The 22060-nt window shown below is 53.7% G+C and carries 19 protein-coding genes and 1 riboswitch; of the genes, 6 read left to right on the top strand and 13 right to left on the bottom strand.

Translation table 11 applies throughout. The features are described from left to right. Window positions 1-2: 2 nt before the first annotated feature. The 11 genes from mraY to leuO form a co-directional block, all read right to left on the bottom strand. Window positions 3-1085 carry a phospho-N-acetylmuramoyl-pentapeptide-transferase gene (mraY, locus tag F4V72_RS09780; protein WP_000964138.1) on the bottom strand — a complete coding sequence of 361 codons (1083 nt, stop codon included), beginning with the start codon at window positions 1083-1085 and terminating at the stop codon, window positions 3-5. Next, window positions 1079-2437 carry a UDP-N-acetylmuramoyl-tripeptide--D-alanyl-D-alanine ligase gene (gene murF / locus F4V72_RS09785; RefSeq protein ID WP_023245711.1) on the bottom strand — a complete coding sequence of 453 codons (1359 nt, stop codon included), beginning with the start codon at window positions 2435-2437 and terminating at the stop codon, window positions 1079-1081. Before murF ends, mraY begins: the two co-directional genes overlap by 7 nt. Further along, window positions 2434-3921 carry a UDP-N-acetylmuramoyl-L-alanyl-D-glutamate--2,6-diaminopimelate ligase gene (gene murE / locus F4V72_RS09790; protein ID WP_053508822.1) on the bottom strand — a complete coding sequence of 496 codons (1488 nt, stop codon included), beginning with the start codon at window positions 3919-3921 and terminating at the stop codon, window positions 2434-2436. Before murE ends, murF begins: the two co-directional genes overlap by 4 nt. Beyond that, window positions 3908-5662, bottom strand: a complete 1755-nt coding sequence (gene ftsI / locus F4V72_RS09795; RefSeq protein ID WP_000196885.1) for a peptidoglycan glycosyltransferase FtsI — start codon at window positions 5660-5662, stop codon at window positions 3908-3910. The genes murE and ftsI overlap by 14 nt, the downstream gene beginning before the upstream one ends. 152 nt (window positions 5663-5814) lie before the next feature. Beyond that, the gene (ftsL, locus tag F4V72_RS09800) at window positions 5815-6180 is read right to left on the bottom strand and encodes a cell division protein FtsL (RefSeq protein ID WP_000625651.1); all 366 of its coding nucleotides are present in this window, start codon (window positions 6178-6180) and stop codon (window positions 5815-5817) included. Next, window positions 6177-7118: a 16S rRNA (cytosine(1402)-N(4))-methyltransferase RsmH gene (gene rsmH / locus F4V72_RS09805; RefSeq protein WP_023245708.1), complete on the bottom strand. Its 942-nt coding sequence runs from the start codon at window positions 7116-7118 to the stop codon at window positions 6177-6179. Before rsmH ends, ftsL begins: the two co-directional genes overlap by 4 nt. A 1-nt stretch (window position 7119) precedes the next feature. Next, the gene (mraZ, locus tag F4V72_RS09810; RefSeq protein ID WP_000488294.1) at window positions 7120-7578 is read right to left on the bottom strand and encodes a division/cell wall cluster transcriptional repressor MraZ; all 459 of its coding nucleotides are present in this window, start codon (window positions 7576-7578) and stop codon (window positions 7120-7122) included. Window positions 7579-8174: 596 nt separating this feature from the next. Beyond that, a complete protein-coding gene (cra, locus tag F4V72_RS09815) occupies window positions 8175-9179 on the bottom strand; it encodes a catabolite repressor/activator (protein WP_070801431.1) in 1005 nt (334 codons plus the stop codon). Window positions 9180-9465: 286 nt separating this feature from the next. Continuing rightward, on the bottom strand, window positions 9466-9957 hold the full coding sequence (gene ilvN / locus F4V72_RS09820; RefSeq protein WP_023245705.1) for an acetolactate synthase small subunit: 492 nt from the start codon (window positions 9955-9957) through the stop codon (window positions 9466-9468). Window positions 9958-9959: 2 nt separating this feature from the next. After that, window positions 9960-11684, bottom strand: a complete 1725-nt coding sequence (gene ilvI, locus F4V72_RS09825; RefSeq protein WP_053508828.1) for an acetolactate synthase 3 large subunit — start codon at window positions 11682-11684, stop codon at window positions 9960-9962. Window positions 11685-12005: 321 nt separating this feature from the next. Continuing rightward, the gene (gene leuO / locus F4V72_RS09830; protein ID WP_023245703.1) at window positions 12006-12950 is read right to left on the bottom strand and encodes a transcriptional regulator LeuO; all 945 of its coding nucleotides are present in this window, start codon (window positions 12948-12950) and stop codon (window positions 12006-12008) included. Window positions 12951-13605: 655 nt separating this feature from the next. On the opposite strand from leuO, the gene leuL reads away from it, so the two are divergent. The 5 genes from leuL to leuD all read left to right on the top strand — a co-directional run bounded on the left by leuL (window position 13606) and on the right by leuD (window position 18460). After that, a complete protein-coding gene (gene leuL / locus F4V72_RS09835; RefSeq protein ID WP_136058621.1) occupies window positions 13606-13689 on the top strand; it encodes a leu operon leader peptide in 84 nt (27 codons plus the stop codon). An 88-nt stretch (window positions 13690-13777) separates the two neighbouring features. Beyond that, window positions 13778-15349: a 2-isopropylmalate synthase gene (gene leuA, locus F4V72_RS09840; protein ID WP_114048552.1), complete on the top strand. Its 1572-nt coding sequence runs from the start codon at window positions 13778-13780 to the stop codon at window positions 15347-15349. After that, window positions 15349-16440, top strand: coding sequence for a 3-isopropylmalate dehydrogenase (gene leuB, locus F4V72_RS09845; protein WP_023245700.1), 1092 nt, complete (start codon window positions 15349-15351; stop codon window positions 16438-16440). Before leuA ends, leuB begins: the two co-directional genes overlap by 1 nt. A 2-nt stretch (window positions 16441-16442) precedes the next feature. Next, window positions 16443-17843 (top strand): 3-isopropylmalate dehydratase large subunit, encoded by a 1401-nt coding sequence (gene leuC / locus F4V72_RS09850; protein ID WP_023245699.1) that lies wholly within the window; start codon window positions 16443-16445, stop codon window positions 17841-17843. 11 nt (window positions 17844-17854) lie between these two features. Next, complete coding sequence (gene leuD, locus F4V72_RS09855) at window positions 17855-18460, top strand: 3-isopropylmalate dehydratase small subunit (protein WP_023245698.1); 606 nt, start codon at window positions 17855-17857, stop codon at window positions 18458-18460. 138 nt (window positions 18461-18598) lie between these two features. Here leuD and F4V72_RS09860 read toward each other — a convergent pair whose 3' ends face one another. Both F4V72_RS09860 and sgrT read right to left on the bottom strand, forming a co-directional pair. Beyond that, on the bottom strand, window positions 18599-19777 hold the full coding sequence (locus tag F4V72_RS09860; RefSeq protein WP_023245697.1) for a sugar efflux transporter: 1179 nt from the start codon (window positions 19775-19777) through the stop codon (window positions 18599-18601). A gap of 118 nt (window positions 19778-19895) precedes the next feature. Then, entirely contained in the window at window positions 19896-20018 is a 123-nt protein-coding gene (sgrT, locus tag F4V72_RS09865) for a glucose uptake inhibitor SgrT (protein ID WP_023245696.1), read from the bottom strand. 92 nt (window positions 20019-20110) lie between these two features. On the opposite strand from sgrT, the gene sgrR reads away from it, so the two are divergent. Then, entirely contained in the window at window positions 20111-21769 is a 1659-nt protein-coding gene (gene sgrR, locus F4V72_RS09870) for an HTH-type transcriptional regulator SgrR (protein WP_070801428.1), read from the top strand. A gap of 180 nt (window positions 21770-21949) precedes the next feature. Continuing rightward, a riboswitch (TPP riboswitch) is annotated at window positions 21950-22049 on the top strand. Window positions 22050-22060: the final 11 nt, after the last annotated feature.

Genomic DNA, 22060 nt, shown 5'->3' on the forward strand with positions numbered 1-22060 from the left:
GATTAACGTACCTTCAGCGTTGCCAGGCCAATGAGCACCAGCATCAGCGAAATAATCCAGAAGCGCACAATCACGCGCGGTTCCGGCCAGCCTTTCAGTTCATAGTGGTGATGGATAGGCGCCATACGGAAAATACGCTGTCCGCGTAGTTTGAAGGAACCCACCTGCAGGATGACCGACAGGGTTTCCACCACAAAGACGCCACCCATGATCACCAGCAAGAATTCCTGACGCAGCAGCACGGCGATAATGCCCAACGCGCCACCCAACGCCAGCGATCCGACATCGCCCATAAAAACCTGCGCCGGATAGGTGTTAAACCACAAGAATCCTAATCCCGCGCCGACAATCGCCGTACAGACAATCACCAGCTCGCCCGCATGACGCAAATACGGAATATGCAGGTAATTGGCGAAGTTCATGTTCCCGGTCGCCCAGGCCACCAACGCAAAGCCGGCGGCAACGAAAACAGTCGGCATAATCGCCAGACCATCAAGCCCATCGGTCAGGTTCACGGCGTTACCCGTACCGACGATGACAAAGTAGGACAGCAGAATGTAAAACAGCCCCAATTGCGGCATAACATCTTTAAAGAACGGTACCACCAACTGGGTCGCGGGCGTGTCTTTCCCGACGAGATAAAGCGCAAAGGCCACGCCGAGCGCGATAACCGACATCCAGAAATATTTCCAGCGCGCAATCAGCCCTTTGGTATCTTTCCGCACCACTTTGCGGTAGTCATCGACAAAACCGATAATGCCGTAGCCAATCAGTACCACCAGCACGCACCAGACGTACGGGTTAGACGGGTAAGCCCATAACAGAACGGAAATCACAATCGCCGTCAGGATCATGATGCCGCCCATCGTCGGCGTACCACGTTTACTGAAGTGCGATTCCGGGCCATCATTACGTACCACCTGGCCAAAAGAGAGTTTTTGCAGACGAGCGATCATACGCGGGCCCATCCATAAAGAGATGAACAGCGCGGTCAGCAGGCTGACGATGGCGCGAAACGTCAGATAAGAAAAGACGTTAAAGCCGGAATAATATTTGACCAAATGCTCGGCCAGCCAAACTAACATGAACCTTTCTCCTGTAACGCATGAACCACGTCTTCCATCGCGGCGCTGCGTGATCCTTTCACTAAAATAGTCATCATCGGTTGCTCCTGAAGCAGAGCGTGTAAACGCGCAATCAGCGCGGCTTTATCGGCAAAATGTTCGCCGACGCCGCTGGCGTGACTGATAGCCTGACTGAGTTTTCCGGTACTTAACACGCGATCAATACCCGCCGCCTTTGCGGCCTCGCCAACCTGGAGGTGGCACGCTTCGCTTTCTGCGCCCAGTTCGGCCATATCGCCTACCACCAGCACGCGGTAGCCTGGCATTTCAGAAAGGACCTGCACTGCGGCGGTCATCGAACCGACGTTGGCGTTATAAGCGTCATCCAGCACCAGTTGTTTTTCACTTAGCTGAATCGGGAACAGACGCCCGGGTACGGCTTTTAACGTTGCCAGCCCTGCTTTAATCGCCGTAAGCGTCGCCCCCACCGCCATTGATAAAGCAGAGGCCGCCAGCGCGTTAGCAATATTATGCCGCCCCGGCAACGGCAGTAGCACATCAATGCTGCCCATCGGCGTTTGCAGGGTAAATTCGGTACCGTGTGACGTAACGTGGATATTCGCGGCAGTAAAGTCGCTGTTTGCCGCATTCGGCGAAAAGCGCCACACCTGGCGATCGCCAATAATGCTTTGCCAGTTCAGCCAGTCATTATTATCGGCATTCATAATCGCGATACCGTTCTCAGGCAAACCGGTATAGATTTCGCCTTTCGCTTTCGCCACGCCGGCCAACGAGCCGAAGCCTTCCAGATGCGCCGCCGCCAGGTTATTGACCAGCGCAGCTTCCGGGCGCGTCAGGCTAACGGTCCAGGCGATTTCTCCCTGGTGATTAGCGCCTAACTCGATTACCGCATAGTCATAATCATGGTTTAAGCGCAGCAGCGTTATTGGCACGCCGATGTCGTTGTTAAAATTGCCTGCGGTATACAGGGTATTTCCACACTGGCTAAGCATCGCGGCGGTCATCTCTTTGACCGAGGTTTTGCCGGACGAACCGGTTAACGCCACCACCCGCGCCGGTACCTGCATACGCACCCAGGCGGCCAGTTGGCCAAATGCCTGACGCGTGTCGTTTACAATCACCTGCGGAAGATCGATATCCAGAGGACGGCTGACCAACAGTGCGCCAGCGCCGTTCGCTTTTGCTTTATCGGCAAAATCATGTGCATCAAAGCGTTCCCCTTTCAGCGCCACGAACAGGCATCCCGGCGTCACTTTCCGTGTATCGGTAATGACCGTATCGAGAGTGAGATCCGCCCCGCGATGTTCGGCGCCAAGGACATCGGCAATTTTGCTGAGCGTTACGCTAATCATGCGATCACCCCCAGCAAACGCGCTGCGGTCACGCGGTCTGAATAATCAAGACGCTGCGTGCCGACAATCTGGTAATCCTCGTGCCCTTTACCTGCAATCAGCACGACGTCATTGTCTTTTGCCTGCATAATGGCGTTGGTTACCGCCTCAGCGCGGCCTTCCATTACCCTGACCTGCCCGGCGTCCAGCATTCCAGCCAGAATATCGTTGATAATGGCGCGCGGCTCCTCGGTACGCGGGTTATCGTCAGTCACCACGACGATATCCGCGAACTCTTCGGCAATGGCCCCCATGAGTGGGCGCTTACCTTTGTCACGATCCCCGCCACAGCCAAAGACGCACCATAATTTTCCGGCGCAGTGCAGACGCGCCGCCTGCAACGCTTTTTCCAGCGCATCAGGCGTGTGCGCGTAATCGACAACGACAGTGGCTTTGCCTGGCGCGCTAAAGACTTCCATCCGCCCGCAAACCGGCTGCAAACGCGCGGCGGTTTTCAGCAAATCCGTTAACGGATAGCCCAGCGCCAGCAGCGTCGACAATGCCAGCAGTAAGTTGCTGACGTTAAACGCGCCCATCAGGCGGCTTTCTATTTCGCCTTCACCCCAGCTTGAAGCAAAACGAATCGTCGCTCCGCGGTCGTGGTAGTCCACCGCCTCCGCTTTCAGCCAACGGCCGTGACAGTTAGGATTGATATGCCCTTCCATCGATACTGCGACCGCATCGGGTAGCGACGCCAGCCAGCGGCGTCCAACTTCATCATCGGCGTTGACGATTGCCTGCCCGTGATGGTGAGTTGAATAAAGCATCCATTTTGCCGCCTCGTAATGCGCCATATCGCCATGATAGTCGAGATGGTCGCGGCTCAAATTAGTAAATACGGAGGCAGCAAATTTCAGCGCCGCCACGCGATGCTGCACCAGGCCGTGAGAAGAGACTTCCATCGCGCCGAAGGTCGCGCCCTGCGCAACCAGACTGGCCAGCACATGCTGAACATCCACAGCGGAACCGGTTGTGTTCTCCGTCGGGATCACTTTGCCCAACAGTCCGTTGCCTACCGTTCCCATCACCGCGCTGGTTTCGCCGAGCAACTGGCTCCACTGCGCCAGCAGTTGGGTGGTGGTGGTCTTGCCGTTGGTGCCGGTCACCGCCACCAGACGCATGTTTTCAGATGGCTCGTGGTAAAAGCGGCCCGCCAGCGCCGATAAACGCTCATTGAGCTGGCTGAGATAGACGACCGGTACGCCGTGCATTTCGCGAATCTCACCGTCGGTCGCCTCGTCTTTCGCCTCTGCAATAATGGCAGCTACGCCTTGCGCTATCGCCTGCGGGATATATCGACGCCCGTCCGCCTGATGACCCACCACTGCCACAAAGAGATCGCCCGCCGCAGCCACACGGCTGTCGAGCGTCATCTCTCGCAGTTCTCGCGCGGGTAGTCCAGCTACCCACGGAGCAAGAAGGTCGCGCAAATTACGATCTGCCACCTGTTCCCTCGCCTTGATTAATTACGAATTCATTTTTTTCGCCCGTTGCCAGCGCGTCCGGTTCGATGTTCATGGTGCGCAGAACGCCGCCCATGATGGCACCAAACACCGGCGCGGAAACGGCGCCGCCGTAGTATTTACCCGCCTGCGGATCGTTGATTACAACTACCAGCGCGAAGCGCGGCTGACTCGCAGGCGCTACGCCTGCGGTATAAGCAATGTATTTGTTGATGTAGCGACCGTCCGGCCCCACTTTTTTCGCCGTACCGGTTTTGATAGCGATACGGTAGCCTTTAATTGCCGCTTTCACGCCGCCGCCGCCAGGCAGCGCCACGCTTTCCATCATATGCACCACGGTGCGCACGGTGGATTCAGGGAAGATGCGTTCGCCGGGTACAGGCGGATCGACTTTGGTAATCGACAGCGGGCGATAAATGCCATAGCTACCGATCGTTGCATAGACTCGCGCTAACTGTAACGGCGTTACCATTAGCCCGTAGCCGAAAGAGAAGGTGGCCCTCTCTATGTCGGACCACCGTTGTTTTTGAGGATATAAGCCACTGCGTTCTCCGACCAACCCCAAATTGGTCGCCTTTCCTAGCCCAAAACGTGAGTAAGTATCTACTAACGCTGAGGACGGCATCGCTAACGCCAGTTTGGATACGCCGACGTTACTCGACTTCTGTAGAACCCCGGTCAGGGTTAATTCGCTGTAGCGCGCCACGTCTTTGATTTCGTGGCCGTTAATTCGGTATGGAACGGTATTCAACACCGTATTTTCGTTGACGATACCGCGCTGAAGCGCGGTCATCACCACCATCGGCTTAACCGTAGAACCCGGTTCAAACACGTCGGTGATGGTGCGGTTACGCATCGCGTCTTTCGGCGTACCGGCAAGGTTGTTGGGGTTATAGGAAGGGCTGTTCGCCATCGCCAGTACTTCACCGGTATTGACATCGACCAACACCGCGCTACCGGATTCCGCCTTGTTAAACGCCACCGCATTGTTCAGTTCGCGGTAAACCAACGCCTGTAAGCGTTCATCAATGCTTAACGCCAGGTTGTGCGCCGCCTGGCTGTCAGTGGAGGAGATATCCTCAATCACGCGGCCATAGCGGTCTTTACGCACGATTCGCTCGCCAGGCTGACCGGTAAGCCACTTATCGAAGCTCTTTTCAACGCCTTCAATCCCCTGACTGTCGACGTTGGTAAAACCGATGAGGTGAGCGGTTACTTCTCCTGACGGGTAGTAGCGGCGTGATTCTTCACGCAAATGAATACCCGGCAGTTTGAGTTTTTTGATGTAGTCTGCCATGTCGGGATTTACCTGGCGCGCCAGATAAATAAAACGTCCTTTCGGGTTGGCGTTGATACGGGCGGAGAGCTGATCGAGCGGAATATTGAGCGCAGTAGAAAGCGCTTTCCAGCGATCGCCGACGCTGATGCCGCCGGCGTCATGAACTTCTTTCGGATCGGCCCAGATCGCCTTAACCGGTACGCTGACCGCCAGTGGACGCCCGGAACGGTCAGTAATCATACCGCGTGAGGTGGAGACTTCCTGAACACGCAGCGAACGCATATCGCCCTGACGCACCAGCATATCCGGAGCGATAATCTGTAGCCACGCCGCGCGCCCGAGTAAAAAAACCAGCGCCAGTAAAATACAGCCGCACAGCAACGCAAAACGCCAACTGATGAAGTTGGTCTGTTCTTCCTGGCGTTTCGATTTTATACGCGTCATCCTTCAAGCTGCCTCTGCGTTGCCTGCGCATACTCGCCCCTGTCACTTACCTGAGTAAGCTCCCGAGGATTCATGCGCTTGCCGCTTTGATGCACCATGAATGCTTTCGCGTATAGCGTTTTTGCCGCTGCTTTCATGCGTCGCGTTTATCCTTATTTTTGCACTACGATATTTTCTTGGGACGGATCAACATGCTGCATTTGCAGCTTTTCCGTTGCGATCCGCTCCACCCGGCTATGATCGCCGAGCGCGTTTTCTTCAAGGATCAGGTTGCGCCATTCAATGTCCAATGCATCGCGCTCCAGAACCAGTTGTTCACGTTGCGCGGTGAGTAAGCGAGTATGGTGCGCCGTCGTGACCACCGTCACCGCCGTTAAAATAATGCAAATGAACAAGCAGAGTGGCAGCTTCCCGAACCGCAAAAGATCGTCACCGATCACGCCAGGCAAGGCATGGCGCTCGTTGCTTCCTATCGATCCCTTAACTTTGCTTAGGGCTTCTGTCACTCTGCTGATCATGCGTTCGTCCTCTCTGCGATACGCAGAACTGAACTACGGGCCCGAGGATTTTCAGCTACCTCTTTTTCACCCGGCATCAACTTGCCTAACGCTCGTAACTCACGACCGCCCAGTTTTTTGAGCTGCGCTTCCGTCATCGGTAATCCGGCCGGCACTTGTGGACCGCGGCTTTGCTCACGCATAAAGCGTTTCACAATACGGTCTTCCAGCGAGTGGAAACTGATGATTGAAAGCCGCCCGCCCGGGGCCAGCACGTTGAGCGAGCTTTTTAGCGCCTGCTCTATCTCCTCCAGTTCACTGTTTACCCAGATGCGCACCGCCTGGAAGGTACGGGTCGCGGGATGTTTGAATTTGTCTTTTACCGGGGTCGCCGCCGCAACCACTTCCGCCAGCTCTTTGGTGCGGGTCATCGGCTGTTCGCGATTGCGCTCAACAATGGCGCGAGCAATACGTTTGGCAAAACGCTCCTCGCCGAATGTTTTTAACACCCAGGCGATATCCGCCTCTTCCGCCGTTTGTAACCACTCGGCGGCAGACTGGCCGCGCGTCGGGTCCATTCGCATATCCAGCGGACCGTCGCGCATAAATGAAAAACCGCGCTCCGCATCATCAAGCTGCGGAGAAGAGACGCCAAGATCGAGAAGGACTCCGTCAATCTTGCCGGTAAGCTCGCGCTCGGCCACATAATCAGCCAACGCGGAAAAAGGTCCATGAATGATGGAGAAGCGAGGATCATTAATGGTCTGCGCAACGGCGATCGCCTGCGGATCGCGATCGATCGCCAACAAACGCCCCTCTTCGCCCAGTTGCGAGAGGATCAGGCGCGAGTGGCCGCCGCGACCAAATGTGCCATCAATATAGATACCATCCGGACGAATATTCAGCCCATTAACGGCTTCATCCAACAGTACCGTAGTGTGTTTAAAATTTTCCATCATCTTATAGAGACAAGTCCTGCAGCCGCTCCGATAACGTTTCGGTAGCTGACTGTTCAGCGTCGATATCTTCCTTGACCTGTTGATACCAGGTCGTTTCATCCCACAGCTCAAATTTGTTGAACTGTCCAACCAGCATCACTTCTTTCGTCAGTCCGGCATGTTGCCGCAGAACTGGCGCGATCAGTAATCGACCTGCACCGTCCATCTGACATTCGCTGGCATGGCCCAACAGTAACCGCTGTACGCGACGTTCTACCGGGTTCATGCTCGACAGACGAGATAACTTTTGCTCAATAATTTCCCATTCAGGCAGGGGGTAAAGCAGCAGGCATGGGTGATGAATGTCAATGGTACATACCATTTGACCGGTAGCGCTCTCGATCAGTTGCTCCCGATAACGGGTCGGCACGGTCAGGCGCCCTTTACTGTCGAGATTGACTAACGTTGCCCCCCGGAACATGCCAGTCTCACCCCTTCTTACCACTTTATCCCACAAATTCCCACTCGAAGGAGTTTACGGAGCGGAGGAAAAGCTTGTCAAGCAAGTCACAACGCTTACCGAAGTAAAAAAGCCAATGTTTATGACGAATATCTGCGTTGATTAATTTCCGTCCAGCGCACCAGACAAATTAACGTTATGAATATTTGTAAGAAAAAAACCAAAGACCCACCACCGTTTAAAACGGACTCAATATAATCCGAGAAAAATATAAAGTGTCAGTTTGCGACGCGAGCGGCATTTTAGGACATATTGCACTGTGTTAACAATGTCTGTTTAACGTGTGCGGCACCTGCTATACCAGCGCCTACGGGCGTCTGTTGCGCCAGAGAGAGAAAGTGGCTGTTAATTCGACGATTTCTTGCCCGCCTGTAACAAAACAAGACAAAGGAAAACACTTGTTACGTCTTAATTATCGGAATGCGGACAAAAGAAAAGTAATAAAAAAGAATTTTCGGATAATTTTAAGGAATAATCTTAATTATTCGAGGGATATTTTTACTGATACGCTTTTTGTTTGACGGCGGCAGAAGAGAGGGTCTTTTACCGCCGGTCCGTTAGGTACGGCTTAGAATGCCACGACGATACAGGTTTCGCCGAATACGCGTTAAGCCCGGTTTCGGTTTACGCGGTTCATCAAGGCTTGCCAGCACAATCTCCAGCACGCGTTCCGCGACATCGCGATGACGCTGCGCCACCGCCAGCACCGGACATTGCAGAAAATCCAGCAGCTCATGATCGCCGAAGGTCGCAATCGCCAAATCCGAGGGCAGTTTTCCATCGCGCCGCAGCGTAATGTCCATCACGCCCTGTAATAGCGCGAACGATGTGGTAAAGAGCGCCTGCGGCATAGGATGCGTTTCCAGCCATTTCTCAAATAGCTGTGCGGCGGCTTCGCGTTCATAGCTGTTGGCATATAAGAAATTCACCTCCCGCGGATCGTCTTTCCATGCGGTACGGAATCCCTGTTCGCGCAGGAAGCTGACAGACAACTCCGGCAGCGCGCCCAAATAAAGCACCGTTTCCGCCGGGAATTTACGCAGTTCTTCCGCCAACATCTCGGCATCATCCTGATCGGCGCCGACCACGCTGGTGAAATGTTCACGATCCAGCGCACGGTCGAGCGCGACGATGGGGAACGGATCGTTAGCCCAGCGCTGATAAAAGGGATGTTCCGGCGGTAACGAGGTTGAAACAATGATTGCATCCACCTGGCGTTGTAAAAGGTGCTCAATACAGCGCATTTCGTTATCCGGCTGATCTTCAGAACAGGCGATCAGCAGTTGGTAACCACGCTGGCGCGCCTGGCGCTCAAGATAGTTTGCGATACGGGTGTAGCTCGTGTTTTCAAGGTCCGGGATCACCAGACCAATGGAACGTGTGCGTCCAGCACGTAGCCCGGCAGCCACAGCATTAGGATGGTAATTGTGCTCACGCACCACCGCCATGACTTTTTCTACGGTTTTGTCGCTCACGCGGTATTGCTTTGCTTTACCGTTTATAACGTAGCTTGCAGTTGTACGCGAGACACCGGCCAGCCGAGCGATTTCATCCAGTTTCACAATTGCCCCTTGTGTAAATTGTACAAACCATAACCTTTATGTCGGCATGGGTTAAAATCTTTAACATCTAAGCGCAGTTTGATCACTCCGGCAACCGCTTTTATTCCGGGTTACCACGGATTTCGCAAAAAAAAAGCCCAACCGGTGATATTGGGTTGGGGGCGATAATTCCTGTTGGCTGATATCCGGCAAATCTGCCTGATGGCGCTACGCTTATCCGGCCTGGGCCAGATATCAGCCTGTAGGCCGGATAAGACGCGACCGCGTCGTCATCCGGCAAATCTGCTCAGCGCATAATCTTATCGCCGCGCGAAAGCCCGACGACACCTGAACGCGCCACTTCAACAATTTTCGCCACGTCTCGCAGCGAGGCCAGAAAAGCATCCAGTTTATCGCTGGTGCCCGCCAGTTGGACGGTATACAGCATTGGCGTGACATCAATAATCTGGCCACGGAAAATTTCCGTATTACGCTTCACCTCTTCTCGTCCGTAGCCGCTGGCCTGGATTTTCACCAGCATGACCTCCCGCTCAACGTGCGCTCCCTGTCCCAGCTCGCTGACGCGCAGCACATCAACCAGCTTGTGCAGTTGCTTTTCAATTTGCTCAAGCACTTTTTCATCGCCTACCGTCTGGATTGTCATGCGTGACAACGTCGGATCGTCTGTCGGCGCGACGGTCAGGCTTTCAATATTATATCCGCGTTGCGAAAAGAGGCCGATAACCCGCGATAACGCCCCAGATTCGTTTTCCAGTAATACCGATAATATCCGGCGCATCATCAGGTCCTCTCCGTTTTGCTTAACCACATTTCGTCCATCCCGCCCCCGCGAATCTGCATCGGATAGACATGCTCGCTGCCATCAACAATGACATCGACGAACACCAGCCGGTTATTACGTACCTGCTCAAGGGCTTCGCTGAGTTTGCTTTCCAGCTCATCCGGACGGTTAATCTGAAGTCCGACATGGCCATACGCTTCCGCCAGGCGCACAAAATCCGGCAACGATTGCATATAAGACTGAGAATGACGACCGGAATAGATCATGTCCTGCCACTGTTTCACCATCCCCAGATAACGGTTGTTCAGGTTCAGAACCAGCACCGGCAGTTCATACTGTAAGGCTGTCGACAGCTCCTGAATGTTCATCTGTATACTGCCATCGCCGGTCACGCAGACCACCATTTCTTTCGGCAGGGCCATTTTAACGCCCAGCGCAGCCGGTAGGCCAAAACCCATCGTGCCGAGCCCGCCGGAATTAATCCAGCGACGCGGTTTATCGAACGGGTAGTAGAGGGCGGCAAACATCTGGTGTTGTCCTACATCGGACGTTACGTACGCGTCGCCCTTCGTCAGACGCCAGAGGGTTTCAATCACCGCCTGGGGTTTAATGCTTTCGCTTTCCGCGTCATATTTCAGGCACTGACGGGCGCGCCAGATCTCTATCTGCTGCCACCAGTCGCGAATATCATCCCGCGGCTGAGACGGCGCATCCTGCGCCAGCATCTCCAGCATTTGTTCGAGTACCAGACGGGCATCGCCTACCACCGGGATATCAGCATTCACCGTTTTGGATATAGAAGTCGGGTCAATATCGATATGTAATACCGTCGCGTTCGGACAATATTTAGCGAGATTATTCGTCGTCCGGTCGTCAAATCGTACGCCAACAGCAAAAATTACGTCAGCGCTATGCATGGTCATATTGGCTTCATAAGTGCCATGCATTCCCAGCATTCCTAACGACTGGCGATGAGTAGCAGGAAACGCGCCCAGTCCCATTAATGAAGAGACCACCGGCAGGTTAAAAGTTTCGATTATGTGGCGCAGCGGCGCATAGCAGGCTGCGCTTATCGCCCCTCCCCCGACATAGACCACCGGTTTTTTCGCCGACGCCAGCGTTTGCAACGCACGCTTAATTTGTCCTTTATGTCCTGACGTTGTGGGATTGTAAGAGCGCATACTGACCGTTTCCGGCCAGGCATACGGCATTTTTTTCGCCGGATTCAAAATATCTTTCGGCAGATCCACAACCACCGGCCCGGGACGCCCGCTTGCCGCCAGCCAGAAGGCTTTTTTAAGTACCTGCGGAATATCTTCCGTCTGTTTGACCAGGAAGCTATGTTTGACCACTGGTCGGGAAATCCCCACCATATCGCACTCCTGAAAGGCATCATAGCCAATCAATGAGGTAGCGACCTGGCCGGAAAGAATCACCAGCGGAATGGAATCCATATAGGCCGTAGCAATCCCGGTAATCGCATTGGTCGCCCCCGGCCCGGAAGTCACCAGCACCACGCCAACGTCGCCAGTGGCTCGCGCCAGACCATCCGCCATATGCACCGCGGCCTGTTCATGGCGAACCAGTACATGCTCGATCCCCCCGACGGTATGTAGCGCATCATAAATATCAAGCACTGCGCCTCCAGGATAGCCGAACACCTGTTTTACGCCTTGATCGATAAGCGATCGGACGACCATCTCGGCTCCAGACAACATCTCCACGGCTTGCCTCCACTTTATACCTGTCATCACGGTTTGATGGACACCTTAACCGCTCGCTATCACGCCTGGCAATTGGGGGGAATGACGTAAAGGGGAAGAAGATTAGAATAATCAGGAAGCAATAAGAGAAGAAGTGGAGAAATACTCCGTCTGAATCACACCAGGTAATAAATAATCGCTTATAAATGCAGACTTACAGCAATTCATCTATTTTTCATAGTGACGGAAAGAATCGCCAGGCGCTAATTCAGCATAAAATTTTTGATATACGACAAAAAGCAGAATAAACCAGAAAGTATTTCTGATTTATTCTGCCCGGTTTTATCGCTTACAAACAGAGACTAATAACTCTTCCATCCATTGGTGCCCTTTATCACGCCCAGCCGCTTCATGCCAGGAAAGGTAGCATGTCCGGCTATTCAGTTTTAAAGGCAACGGCAATATTTGCAGATCCAGCGACTCCGCAAACTCTTCCGCCAACCAACGCGGGGCAATTGCGACCAAATGTGTCTGCGAAACCACATTCAGAACGCTGATAAGCGCCATGCCCTGATAAGCCACGCTCGACTGTTTATCCGACGTGTCATACCATGGCTGACTAAATGAAGCATAACGTTCGAGAGAAACAACCGCATGTTGTTCACTATAAACATCGCTTTCCAGCAGGGGGCCGCTAATACGCGGATGTTTCCGGCTGGCGACTAAAACCATTTCATCTTTAAATAGCGGTACGCTGGTAAATTCAGGGCGACGGAATTCTTCATAACTAATAACGAACTCGGTTTCCTGATAGCGTAGCTGATGCTCGGTATTCTGATTCAACGATGCTTTAAAAACGACATGAATATTCGGCGCAATTTGTTCTACGTGATTATAAATCTGTGACGTCAGGATATTATCCAGCGGACTGCACACGCAAAGGTTGAATACACGTTCGCTACTGGTCGGCTCAAACCCCGATCCCGGCAATTCATTTTGTACCAATTGCAATGCCTGACGGACTGAACCAAATAATTGAAATGCACGGGCAGTCGGCTGAATTCCTCGTCCATACCGAACAAAAAGTTCGTCATTAAACATAACCTTCAGACGCGCCACGGCGTTACTGACCGCAGGCTGCGACATTCCGAGCGTGTGGGCGGCGCGCGTAATATTCTGCTCTTGCATCACCGCATCGAACACGGTTAATAGGTTCAAATCAACCATGCGAAGCTGCGGTTTGCTCATCTCTAAAAAATGCGGCTTTTCGGTTTTGACCTCTGGCATATCTAACTCCACTGTCACGCTTAACTCCCTTTTTCTGGCTGAAAGCAGAAATAATTCCTGAAAATATGATTTACCATGCATATAAAATAAGAAAAAGGGAAAGCGTTAAAATTCGGAAAACATAAAGACGCTGACAGAGACAAATAGAATGCCAGCGCAAGCGTAATGTACCCTGAGCCACATCATCGCAATTCATAATGTTTAAATTACGGAAGCAATATAACCATAACCATGGCGAATACACAATCATACGCCAAGTGAATGATAATTTAAGTTTCAATTAAATGTTTATATTATTAATGCCGGAAAAGTTAACATTAATTTATCAATAACATTATCTTTACCCATTAAGTAAACAAGGTTATTTACTAAAAAACAAAATAAATCAAAAAGATAAACCTAACCTTTAGCATACCTTTAGCTGACCGCTCCTCTAACCAATTTGCAAACAAAAATGCCTAAATATTTCAAACAATGAAAAGTATGAATGTCTACCCATTCTTTTATCCTTTATTGGACGCCATACCTAGCACAATTAGCTAAAGTAAGTATCGGATACGACCAACAAAATGCAATGGCGCTAGAAATCAGAGTTGACATCAAATGGCATATCCAGTACCACTAAAAGCATATCGCATTCGCTGGAGTTGAATTAATGTCACATATTGTTCGTTTCACTGGGCTACTACTAAACGCATTTACTGTGCGCGGTAGACTGGTGGGCGGCATTCAGCATTAAGTCAGCTCGAAGTCAAACAAAAACCCGCGCCGTTGCGCGGGTTTTTTTATGCCTGACGCAAGGCGCTCCAGGAGACAAGGACCACATCATGAGCCAGCAAGTCATTATTTTTGATACGACCTTACGCGACGGCGAACAAGCGTTACAGGCCAGCCTGAGCGCGAAAGAGAAGCTGCAGATTGCCCTGGCCCTTGAGCGCATGGGCGTTGATGTAATGGAAGTGGGCTTCCCGGTCTCTTCTCCGGGTGATTTTGAGTCCGTACAAACCATCGCGCGCACCATCAAAAATAGCCGCGTTTGCGCCCTGGCCCGTTGTGTAGAAAAAGACATCGACGTCGCGGCACAGGCGCTGAAGGTCGCCAACGCGTTTCGTATCCATACTTTTATCGCCACCTCGCCAATGCATATCGCCACCAAGCTGCGCAGTACGCTGGATGAGGTCATCGAACGCGCGGTATACATGGTTAAGCATGCGCGTAATTATACTGATGACGTGGAATTCTCCTGCGAGGACGCTGGCCGGACGCCTGTTGACGATTTAGCGCGCGTGGTGGAAGCCGCCATAAACGCCGGCGCGAAAACCATCAACATTCCCGATACCGTGGGCTATACCATGCCGTTTGAGTTTGCGGGAATCATTTCCGGCCTGTATGAACGTGTCCCCAATATCGACAAAGCCATCATCTCTGTTCATACCCACGACGATTTAGGGATAGCGGTAGGCAACTCACTGGCGGCGATACATGCGGGCGCGCGTCAGGTCGAAGGCGCGATGAACGGTATCGGCGAACGCGCCGGTAACTGCGCGCTGGAAGAAGTCATCATGGCGATTAAAGTGCGCAAAGACATTATGAACGTGCATACCAACATCAATCACCACGAAATCTGGCGTACCAGCCAGACCGTCAGCCAGATCTGTAATATGCCAATTCCGGCCAACAAAGCCATTGTTGGCAGCGGCGCTTTCGCCCACTCTTCCGGCATCCACCAGGACGGCGTCCTCAAGAACCGCGAAAACTATGAAATCATGACGCCGGAGTCTATCGGTCTGAACCAGGTACAGCTGAATCTGACCTCCCGCTCTGGCCGCGCCGCGGTCAAACACCGCATGGAGGAGATGGGTTACAAAGACACAGACTACAACATGGATCACCTGTACGACGCGTTCCTGAAGCTGGCGGACAAAAAAGGCCAGGTGTTTGACTACGACCTGGAAGCGCTGGCGTTCATTAATAAACAGCAAGAAGAGCCAGAGCATTTCCGTCTGGACTACTTCAGCGTGCAGTCCGGCTCCAGCGATATCGCCACCGCTTCCGTGAAACTGGCCTGTGGTGAAGAGATCAAGGCCGAAGCGGCGAATGGCAATGGCCCGGTCGATGCTATCTATCAGGCGATTAACCGCATCACGGGCTACGACGTTGAGCTGGTTAAATACGACCTGAACGCCAAAGGCCAGGGCAAAGACGCGCTGGGTCAGGTCGATATCGTGGTGAACCATCATGGTCGACGCTTCCACGGCGTCGGGCTGGCGACGGATATCGTCGAATCCTCCGCCAAAGCGATGGTGCACGTGCTGAACAATATCTGGCGCGCCGCCGAAGTTGAAAAAGAATTGCAACGCAAAGCTCACAATAAAGAGAACAACAAGGAAACCGTGTAATGTCGAAGAACTATCATATTGCCGTATTGCCGGGCGACGGCATCGGCCCGGAAGTCATGGCGCAAGCCCTGAAAGTTATGGACGCGGTGCGCAGCCGTTTTGGTATGCGTATTACCACCAGCCGCTATGACGTCGGCGGTATTGCTATCGACAATCATGGTCATCCACTGCCGAAAGCCACCGTTGAAGGGTGTGAGCAGGCGGATGCCGTTCTGTTTGGCTCCGTCGGCGGCCCGAAATGGGAAAATTTGCCTCCGGAAAGCCAGCCGGAGCGCGGCGCCCTGCTGCCGCTGCGCAAACATTTCAAATTGTTCAGTAACCTGCGCCCGGCGAAACTGTATCAGGGACTGGAAGCGTTTTGCCCGTTGCGCGCCGATATCGCCGCTAACGGTTTCGATATCCTGTGCGTGCGCGAGCTGACTGGCGGGATCTATTTCGGTCAGCCAAAAGGCCGCGAAGGCAGCGGTCAGTACGAAAAAGCCTTTGATACCGAAGTTTATCACCGCTTTGAGATCGAACGTATTGCCCGTATCGCCTTTGAATCGGCGCGTAAACGCCGCCGTAAAGTCACCTCTATTGATAAAGCCAACGTACTGCAAAGCTCTATTCTGTGGCGTGAGATCGTCAATGACGTCGCGAAAGCGTATCCCGACGTGGAACTGGCGCACATGTACATCGATAACGCCACCATGCAGTTGATTAAAGACCCGTCGCAGTTTGACGTACTGCTGTGCTCTAACCTGTTCGGCGACATTCTGTCCGACGAATGCGCCATGATCACCGGCTCAATGGGGATGCTGCCGTCCGCCAGCCTGAACGAGCAAGGGTTTGGTCTGTATGAACCGGCTGGCGGCTCCGCGCCGGATATCGCCGGGAAAAATATCGCCAATCCGATTGCGCAGATCCTGTCGCTGGCGTTGCTGCTGCGCTACAGCCTGGACGCCGATGAGGCGGCAACAGCCATTGAACAGGCGATCAATCGCGCATTAGAAGAAGGCATTCGCACCGGCGATTTAGCCCGGGGCGCTGCCGCGGTCAGTACCGATGAGATGGGCGATATTATCGCCCGCTATGTCGCAGAAGGGGTGTAATCATGGCGAAGACATTATACGAAAAATTATTTGATGCCCACGTGGTCTTTGAGGCGCCAAACGAAACGCCGTTGCTGTACATCGATCGCCACCTGGTACACGAAGTCACCTCACCGCAGGCGTTTGACGGTCTGCGCGCGCACCATCGTCCTGTACGTCAGCCAGAGAAAACCTTCGCCACGATGGATCACAACGTCTCGACGCAGACTAAAGACATTAACGCCTCCGGCGAAATGGCGCGTATCCAGATGCAGGAGCTGATTAAGAACTGTAACGAGTTCGGCGTTGAACTGTATGACCTGAATCACCCGTATCAGGGTATCGTCCATGTGATGGGGCCGGAACAGGGCGTCACCCTGCCGGGCATGACCATCGTCTGCGGCGACTCCCACACCGCCACCCACGGCGCGTTTGGCGCGCTGGCCTTCGGCATCGGCACCTCTGAGGTGGAACATGTACTGGCGACGCAAACCCTGAAACAGGGGCGCGCTAAAACCATGAAGATTGAAGTCACGGGCAACGCCGCGCCGGGCATTACCGCCAAAGACATCGTGCTGGCGATCATCGGCAAAACCGGCAGCGCCGGCGGTACCGGACACGTGGTTGAATTTTGCGGCGACGCGATCCGCGCGCTGAGTATGGAAGGCCGCATGACGCTGTGCAATATGGCGATTGAGATGGGTGCCAAAGCCGGTCTGGTCGCCCCGGATGAAACCACCTTCAACTACGTAAAAGGGCGTTTGCACGCGCCGAAGGGCCGCGATTTTGACGACGCCGTTGAGTACTGGAAAACGCTGAAAACCGATGACGGTGCGACCTTTGATACCGTCGTCACCCTGCGGGCGGAAGAGATCGCGCCGCAGGTGACCTGGGGCACTAATCCGGGCCAGGTGATTTCCGTCACCGACATCATCCCCGATCCCGCCTCCTTTAGCGATCCGGTTGAACGCGCCAGCGCTGAAAAAGCGCTGGCTTATATGGGCTTACAGCCGGGCGTACCGTTAACGGACGTTGCTATCGATAAAGTCTTTATCGGCTCTTGTACCAATTCACGCATTGAAGATTTGCGCGCGGCGGCGGCAGTCGCCAAAGGCCGTAAAGTCGCGCCGGGCGTACAGGCGCTGGTGGTTCCCGGCTCCGGCCCGGTCAAAGCGCAGGCGGAAGCAGAAGGGCTGGATAAAATATTTATCGAAGCCGGTTTTGAGTGGCGTCTGCCAGGCTGCTCGATGTGCCTGGCGATGAATAACGATCGTCTGAATCCGGGCGAACGTTGCGCCTCGACCAGCAACCGCAATTTTGAAGGTCGTCAGGGCCGTGGCGGGCGTACCCATCTGGTCAGCCCGGCGATGGCCGCCGCGGCTGCCGTCACGGGCCGTTTTGCCGATATTCGTAGCATCAAATAAGGAGAACAATCATGGCAGAAAAATTTATCCAACATACAGGCCTGGTTGTCCCACTGGATGCCGCCAACGTCGATACTGACGCCATTATCCCCAAGCAGTTTTTGCAGAAGGTAACGCGTACCGGTTTTGGCGCGCACCTCTTTAACGACTGGCGTTTTCTGGACGAACAGGGTCAGCAGCCTAATCCGGCATTCGTCCTGAACTTCCCGGAATATCAAGGCGCGTCTATTCTGCTGGCGCGGGAAAACTTCGGCTGCGGCTCGTCGCGCGAACATGCCCCGTGGGCGCTGACCGACTACGGTTTTAAAGTGGTGATCGCGCCGAGCTTCGCCGACATTTTCTACGGCAATAGCTTTAACAACCAACTGCTGCCGGTGAAGTTAAACGAAGAAGAGGTGAACGAGCTGTTTGCGCTGGTGCAGGCTAATCCGGGGATTCATTTTGAGGTGGATCTGGCAGCGCAGGTCGTGAAAGCCGGCGACAAACGTTATCCCTTTGAGATCGACGCCTTCCGCCGCCACTGTATGATGAACGGTCTGGACAGCATTGGGCTGACGCTGCAACACGAAGATGCGATTGCCGCCTACGAAAATAAACAACCGGCGTTTATGCGGTAATCCTTGACGCCTTACCTGGCCTACAGGTTATGCAATATCACCAGGTTGCCACTATATCCTGTAGGCCTGATAAGCGTAGTGCCATCAGGCTTCGGGGTGGTCATCGGTCGCTAACGCCAGGGGATATTCCGGCATTTTTTATACGTCTTTTACTCGCCCGGTCATGACCAGCGTGACCACAGAAATCGCCGCAATCACCCAGTAAACGGCAAAATGGCCGAAGCTTTGCGCCACCGCGCCCTGAATCACGCCCGCCAGAATAACGCCCGTTGAAATGCTATTGGTGAAAAGCGTCGTGGCAGCCCCTGCCCTGCCTGGCATCAAATCCTGAAACCACAGCATTCCAATCCCGGCGACAATGCCAATAAATACCGCATTAAAAAGTTGCAACAACAGCAGCGCCGTCCGGCTGTGAAAAAAGAGCAAACCGACATAAAACAGCACGCCCGCCGCCACGGCGGCAATCATCATCCGCCGCTTGCCAAAGCGCTTCACATAAAAACCGGCCAGAATCATTGCCGGAATCTCCAGCCCTGCCGCCGTGCCCATCAATACGCCGGCCAGTTTATCCGACAGACCCAGCTCAACGCTTATCCATAGCGGCATATCAATGATGTACATGGTATTGCAGGTCCACATCAATGTGGAGGCGATAAACAACATACGCACATTTCTATCCTGCCAGCCGTTTATCTGAGCGAGCGGCGCATCGACCGGTTGTTCGACGCGTGCCACCGAAGGCAGCATCAGGGCAATCAGAACCAGGCTGACGGCAAAAATAACGGCGGCAATAGAGAACATGACGGTGAATCCGTAATTCAGCGCCAGCATAAAGGCCAGCGGCGGGCCGATCACCCACGCCAGCGAAAGCTGGGCGCGCATCACCGAACTAAACATCACCACTTCGCGCGCCGAACTATCGGCATACTCCCGCGCCAGCGCAAACAGTTGCGGCATGGCGGTATTGGCCAGCGACGCCAGCAGTACGCCGCAGGTAATTAAGGTTAAATAATGACGATTAAAAGCAAACAATAACGCGTTGCCGATCGCCATCAGACAGCAAAACATAATCAGCTTACGGCGATCGCCGCGGCTATCTGAGCGTTTCGCCAGCGCCAGACTGACCCCAATCCCGGCAATGGCGTTGACGGTATAAAATAGCCCCACCCAAAACGGCTGCGCGCCCACTTCGCGACTAAGAAACAGGCTTAACGTCGGCGCCTGAAGCGCGCCAGCGACGCCCATCATAAAAGCGACCAGCATAAACGCCGCATAAATCCCGTTGAGACGCCGTCCCATCGTCGTAATCCAGAGCATAGTAAGTCCTTTAAGCGCAGCCGAAATAAAAAAAGCCAGCAGGTATTATCTGCTGGCGGGTGATTTTAGGCTATAGCCTACACCAATACTCAGTCACACATGATGTCTGCAATTGGCTTCAATCGGTCGCCTCCCACTGCATCAGTTCTGCGAGCATTTTTAAGCGTTGCGGCGCGCTCAGGCAAACCAGCCAGGACGTTTTTTCCGTCGCGGCAAAATATCTCAACCAGAACTGGTACATAGCGACCTCTTCCTCTTGCTTCATCGAAAGGTATTATTGGCCTAATATAGGGATAATAAAATTGCTGAGTTTTTCATCGGAGTTCCCCTTTTATGCCCTCAGGTCGCCTGCAACAACAATTTATCCGTCTCTGGCAATGTTGTGACGGTAAAACGCAAGACACCACGCTTAATGAGCTGGCGGATCTGCTGAACTGTTCCCGTCGCCATATGCGTACGCTGCTAAATACGATGCAGGCGCGCGGCTGGCTAACATGGGAAGCGGAGGTTGGACGCGGAAAGCGTTCGCGTCTGACGTTCCTGTATACCGGACTGGCGCTACAACAGCAGCGAGCGGAAGACCTACTGGAACAAGATCGAATCGATCAACTGGTACAACTGGTTGGCGATAAAAGCGCCGTCAGGCAAATGCTGATTTCCCATCTGGGACGCAGCTTCCGCCAGGGGCGGCATATTCTGCGGGTTCTTTACTATCGCCCGATGCACAATCTCCTGCCGGGAACCGCATTACGTCGCTCGGAAACCCATATTGCCCGGCAGATTTTCAGTTCGCTCACGCGGGTAAATGAGGAAAACGGGGAACTGGAAGCGGACATTGCGCACCACTGGCAGCAAATTTCCCCTTTACTGTGGCGCTTCTACCTGCGCCCCGGCATTCATTTTCATCATGGTCGCGAACTGGAGATGGAAGATGTCATCGCCTCGCTGACGCGTATCAATACGCTTCCGCTTTACTCGCACATTACAAAGATAGACTCCCCTACCGCGTGGACGCTGGATATTCATCTTTCCCAGCCGGATCGATGGTTGCCGTGGCTGCTGGGCCAGGTCCCGGCGATGGTTTTGCCACGGGAGTGGGAAACGCTGACTAATTTCGCCAGCCACCCTATCGGCACCGGGCCTTATGCCGTGCGGCGTAATACGCCAAACCAGCTCAAGATACTCGCCTTTGATGACTACTTCGGCTATCGGGCGTTGATAGACGAAGTGAACGTCTGGGTACTGCCGGATATCAGTGAAGAACCGGCCTGCGGCTTGATGCTGGAAGGGCCGATACAAGGTGGTGAAAAAGCGATAGAAAGCCGTCTGGAAGAGGGGTGCTATTATCTGCTATTCGACGCCAGAACGCCGCGCGGCGCGCATCCACAGGTCAGAGAATGGGTGAGCCATGTCCTCTCCCCCACCAATTTACTCTATCATGCCGATGAGCCACTACAGCAGCTCTGGTTCCCTGCCTATGGGCTTTTACCGCGCTGGCATCACGCCCATCCAGGCCCAGGCGAAAAACCCGCCGGGCTGGAAACCCTCACGCTGACCTTCTATCGCGAACACATTGAGCACCGGGTTATCGCCCGTATCATGAGCGCGCTTCTGGCTGAGCATCAGGTGCATCTGCATATTCAGGAGATCGACTACGATCAATGGCACGCCGGCGAGATCGAAAGCGATATCTGGCTCAATAGCGCTAACTTTACTCTGCCGCTGGATTTCTCGTTGTTCGCGCACCTGTGCGAAGTACCGCTCTTGCAGAACTGTATTCCGCGCGACTGGCAGGGCGACGCCGCGCAGTGGCGCGCTGGCGAAATGAACCTGGCAAACTGGTGCCAGCAACTGCTGGCCAGCAAAGCGATTATGCCGCTGATCCACCACTGGCTGATTATCCAGGGACAGCGCAGTATGCGCGGGCTGCGTATGAATACCCTCGGCTGGTTCGATTTTAAATCGGCATGGTTTGCGCCGCCGGATCCTTAAAGCCTTGTTCAGTAGGCGTAATCGGTGAAGACAGTTTGAACACGGGCAGCGCGGAAAAACCGGAGCGTACACGTAGTACGTGAGGATTTTGAGCACTGCCCGTGTTCAAACTGGCAAACAAGATAGTCTAATGGACAAGGCTCTTGATTGCTGCCCAGCAACAAAATCACTACACTAACGCCGAACTCAACGGGGTGCCGCGCCCGTGCGTGCGCTGAGAAAATACCCGTCGAACCTGATCCGGATAATGCCGGCGAAGGGATTTGAGGCTACCTCTCAAGTCCTTTGCCA

The sequence above is a fragment of the Salmonella enterica subsp. diarizonae genome, assembly GCF_008692785.1.
GTDB lineage: Bacteria > Pseudomonadota > Gammaproteobacteria > Enterobacterales > Enterobacteriaceae > Salmonella > Salmonella diarizonae.

Coding starts and splice junctions, on each gene's coding strand:
- mraY (WP_000964138.1), bottom strand. CDS start 1,085: ATGTTAGTTTGGCTGGCCGAGCATTTGGTCAAATATTATTCCGGCTTT.
- murF (WP_023245711.1), bottom strand. CDS start 2,437: ATGATTAGCGTAACGCTCAGCAAAATTGCCGATGTCCTTGGCGCCGAA.
- ftsI (WP_000196885.1), bottom strand. CDS start 5,662: ATGACGCGTATAAAATCGAAACGCCAGGAAGAACAGACCAACTTCATC.
- ftsL (WP_000625651.1), bottom strand. CDS start 6,180: ATGATCAGCAGAGTGACAGAAGCCCTAAGCAAAGTTAAGGGATCGATA.
- rsmH (WP_023245708.1), bottom strand. CDS start 7,118: ATGATGGAAAATTTTAAACACACTACGGTACTGTTGGATGAAGCCGTT.
- mraZ (WP_000488294.1), bottom strand. CDS start 7,578: ATGTTCCGGGGGGCAACGTTAGTCAATCTCGACAGTAAAGGGCGCCTG.
- ilvN (WP_023245705.1), bottom strand. CDS start 9,957: ATGCGCCGGATATTATCGGTATTACTGGAAAACGAATCTGGGGCGTTA.
- leuO (WP_023245703.1), bottom strand. CDS start 12,950: ATGCCAGAGGTCAAAACCGAAAAGCCGCATTTTTTAGAGATGAGCAAA.
- leuL (WP_136058621.1), top strand. CDS start 13,606: ATGTCACATATTGTTCGTTTCACTGGGCTACTACTAAACGCATTTACT.
- leuA (WP_114048552.1), top strand. CDS start 13,778: ATGAGCCAGCAAGTCATTATTTTTGATACGACCTTACGCGACGGCGAA.
- leuB (WP_023245700.1), top strand. CDS start 15,349: ATGTCGAAGAACTATCATATTGCCGTATTGCCGGGCGACGGCATCGGC.
- leuC (WP_023245699.1), top strand. CDS start 16,443: ATGGCGAAGACATTATACGAAAAATTATTTGATGCCCACGTGGTCTTT.
- leuD (WP_023245698.1), top strand. CDS start 17,855: ATGGCAGAAAAATTTATCCAACATACAGGCCTGGTTGTCCCACTGGAT.
- F4V72_RS09860 (WP_023245697.1), bottom strand. CDS start 19,777: ATGCTCTGGATTACGACGATGGGACGGCGTCTCAACGGGATTTATGCG.
- sgrT (WP_023245696.1), bottom strand. CDS start 20,018: ATGTACCAGTTCTGGTTGAGATATTTTGCCGCGACGGAAAAAACGTCC.
- sgrR (WP_070801428.1), top strand. CDS start 20,111: ATGCCCTCAGGTCGCCTGCAACAACAATTTATCCGTCTCTGGCAATGT.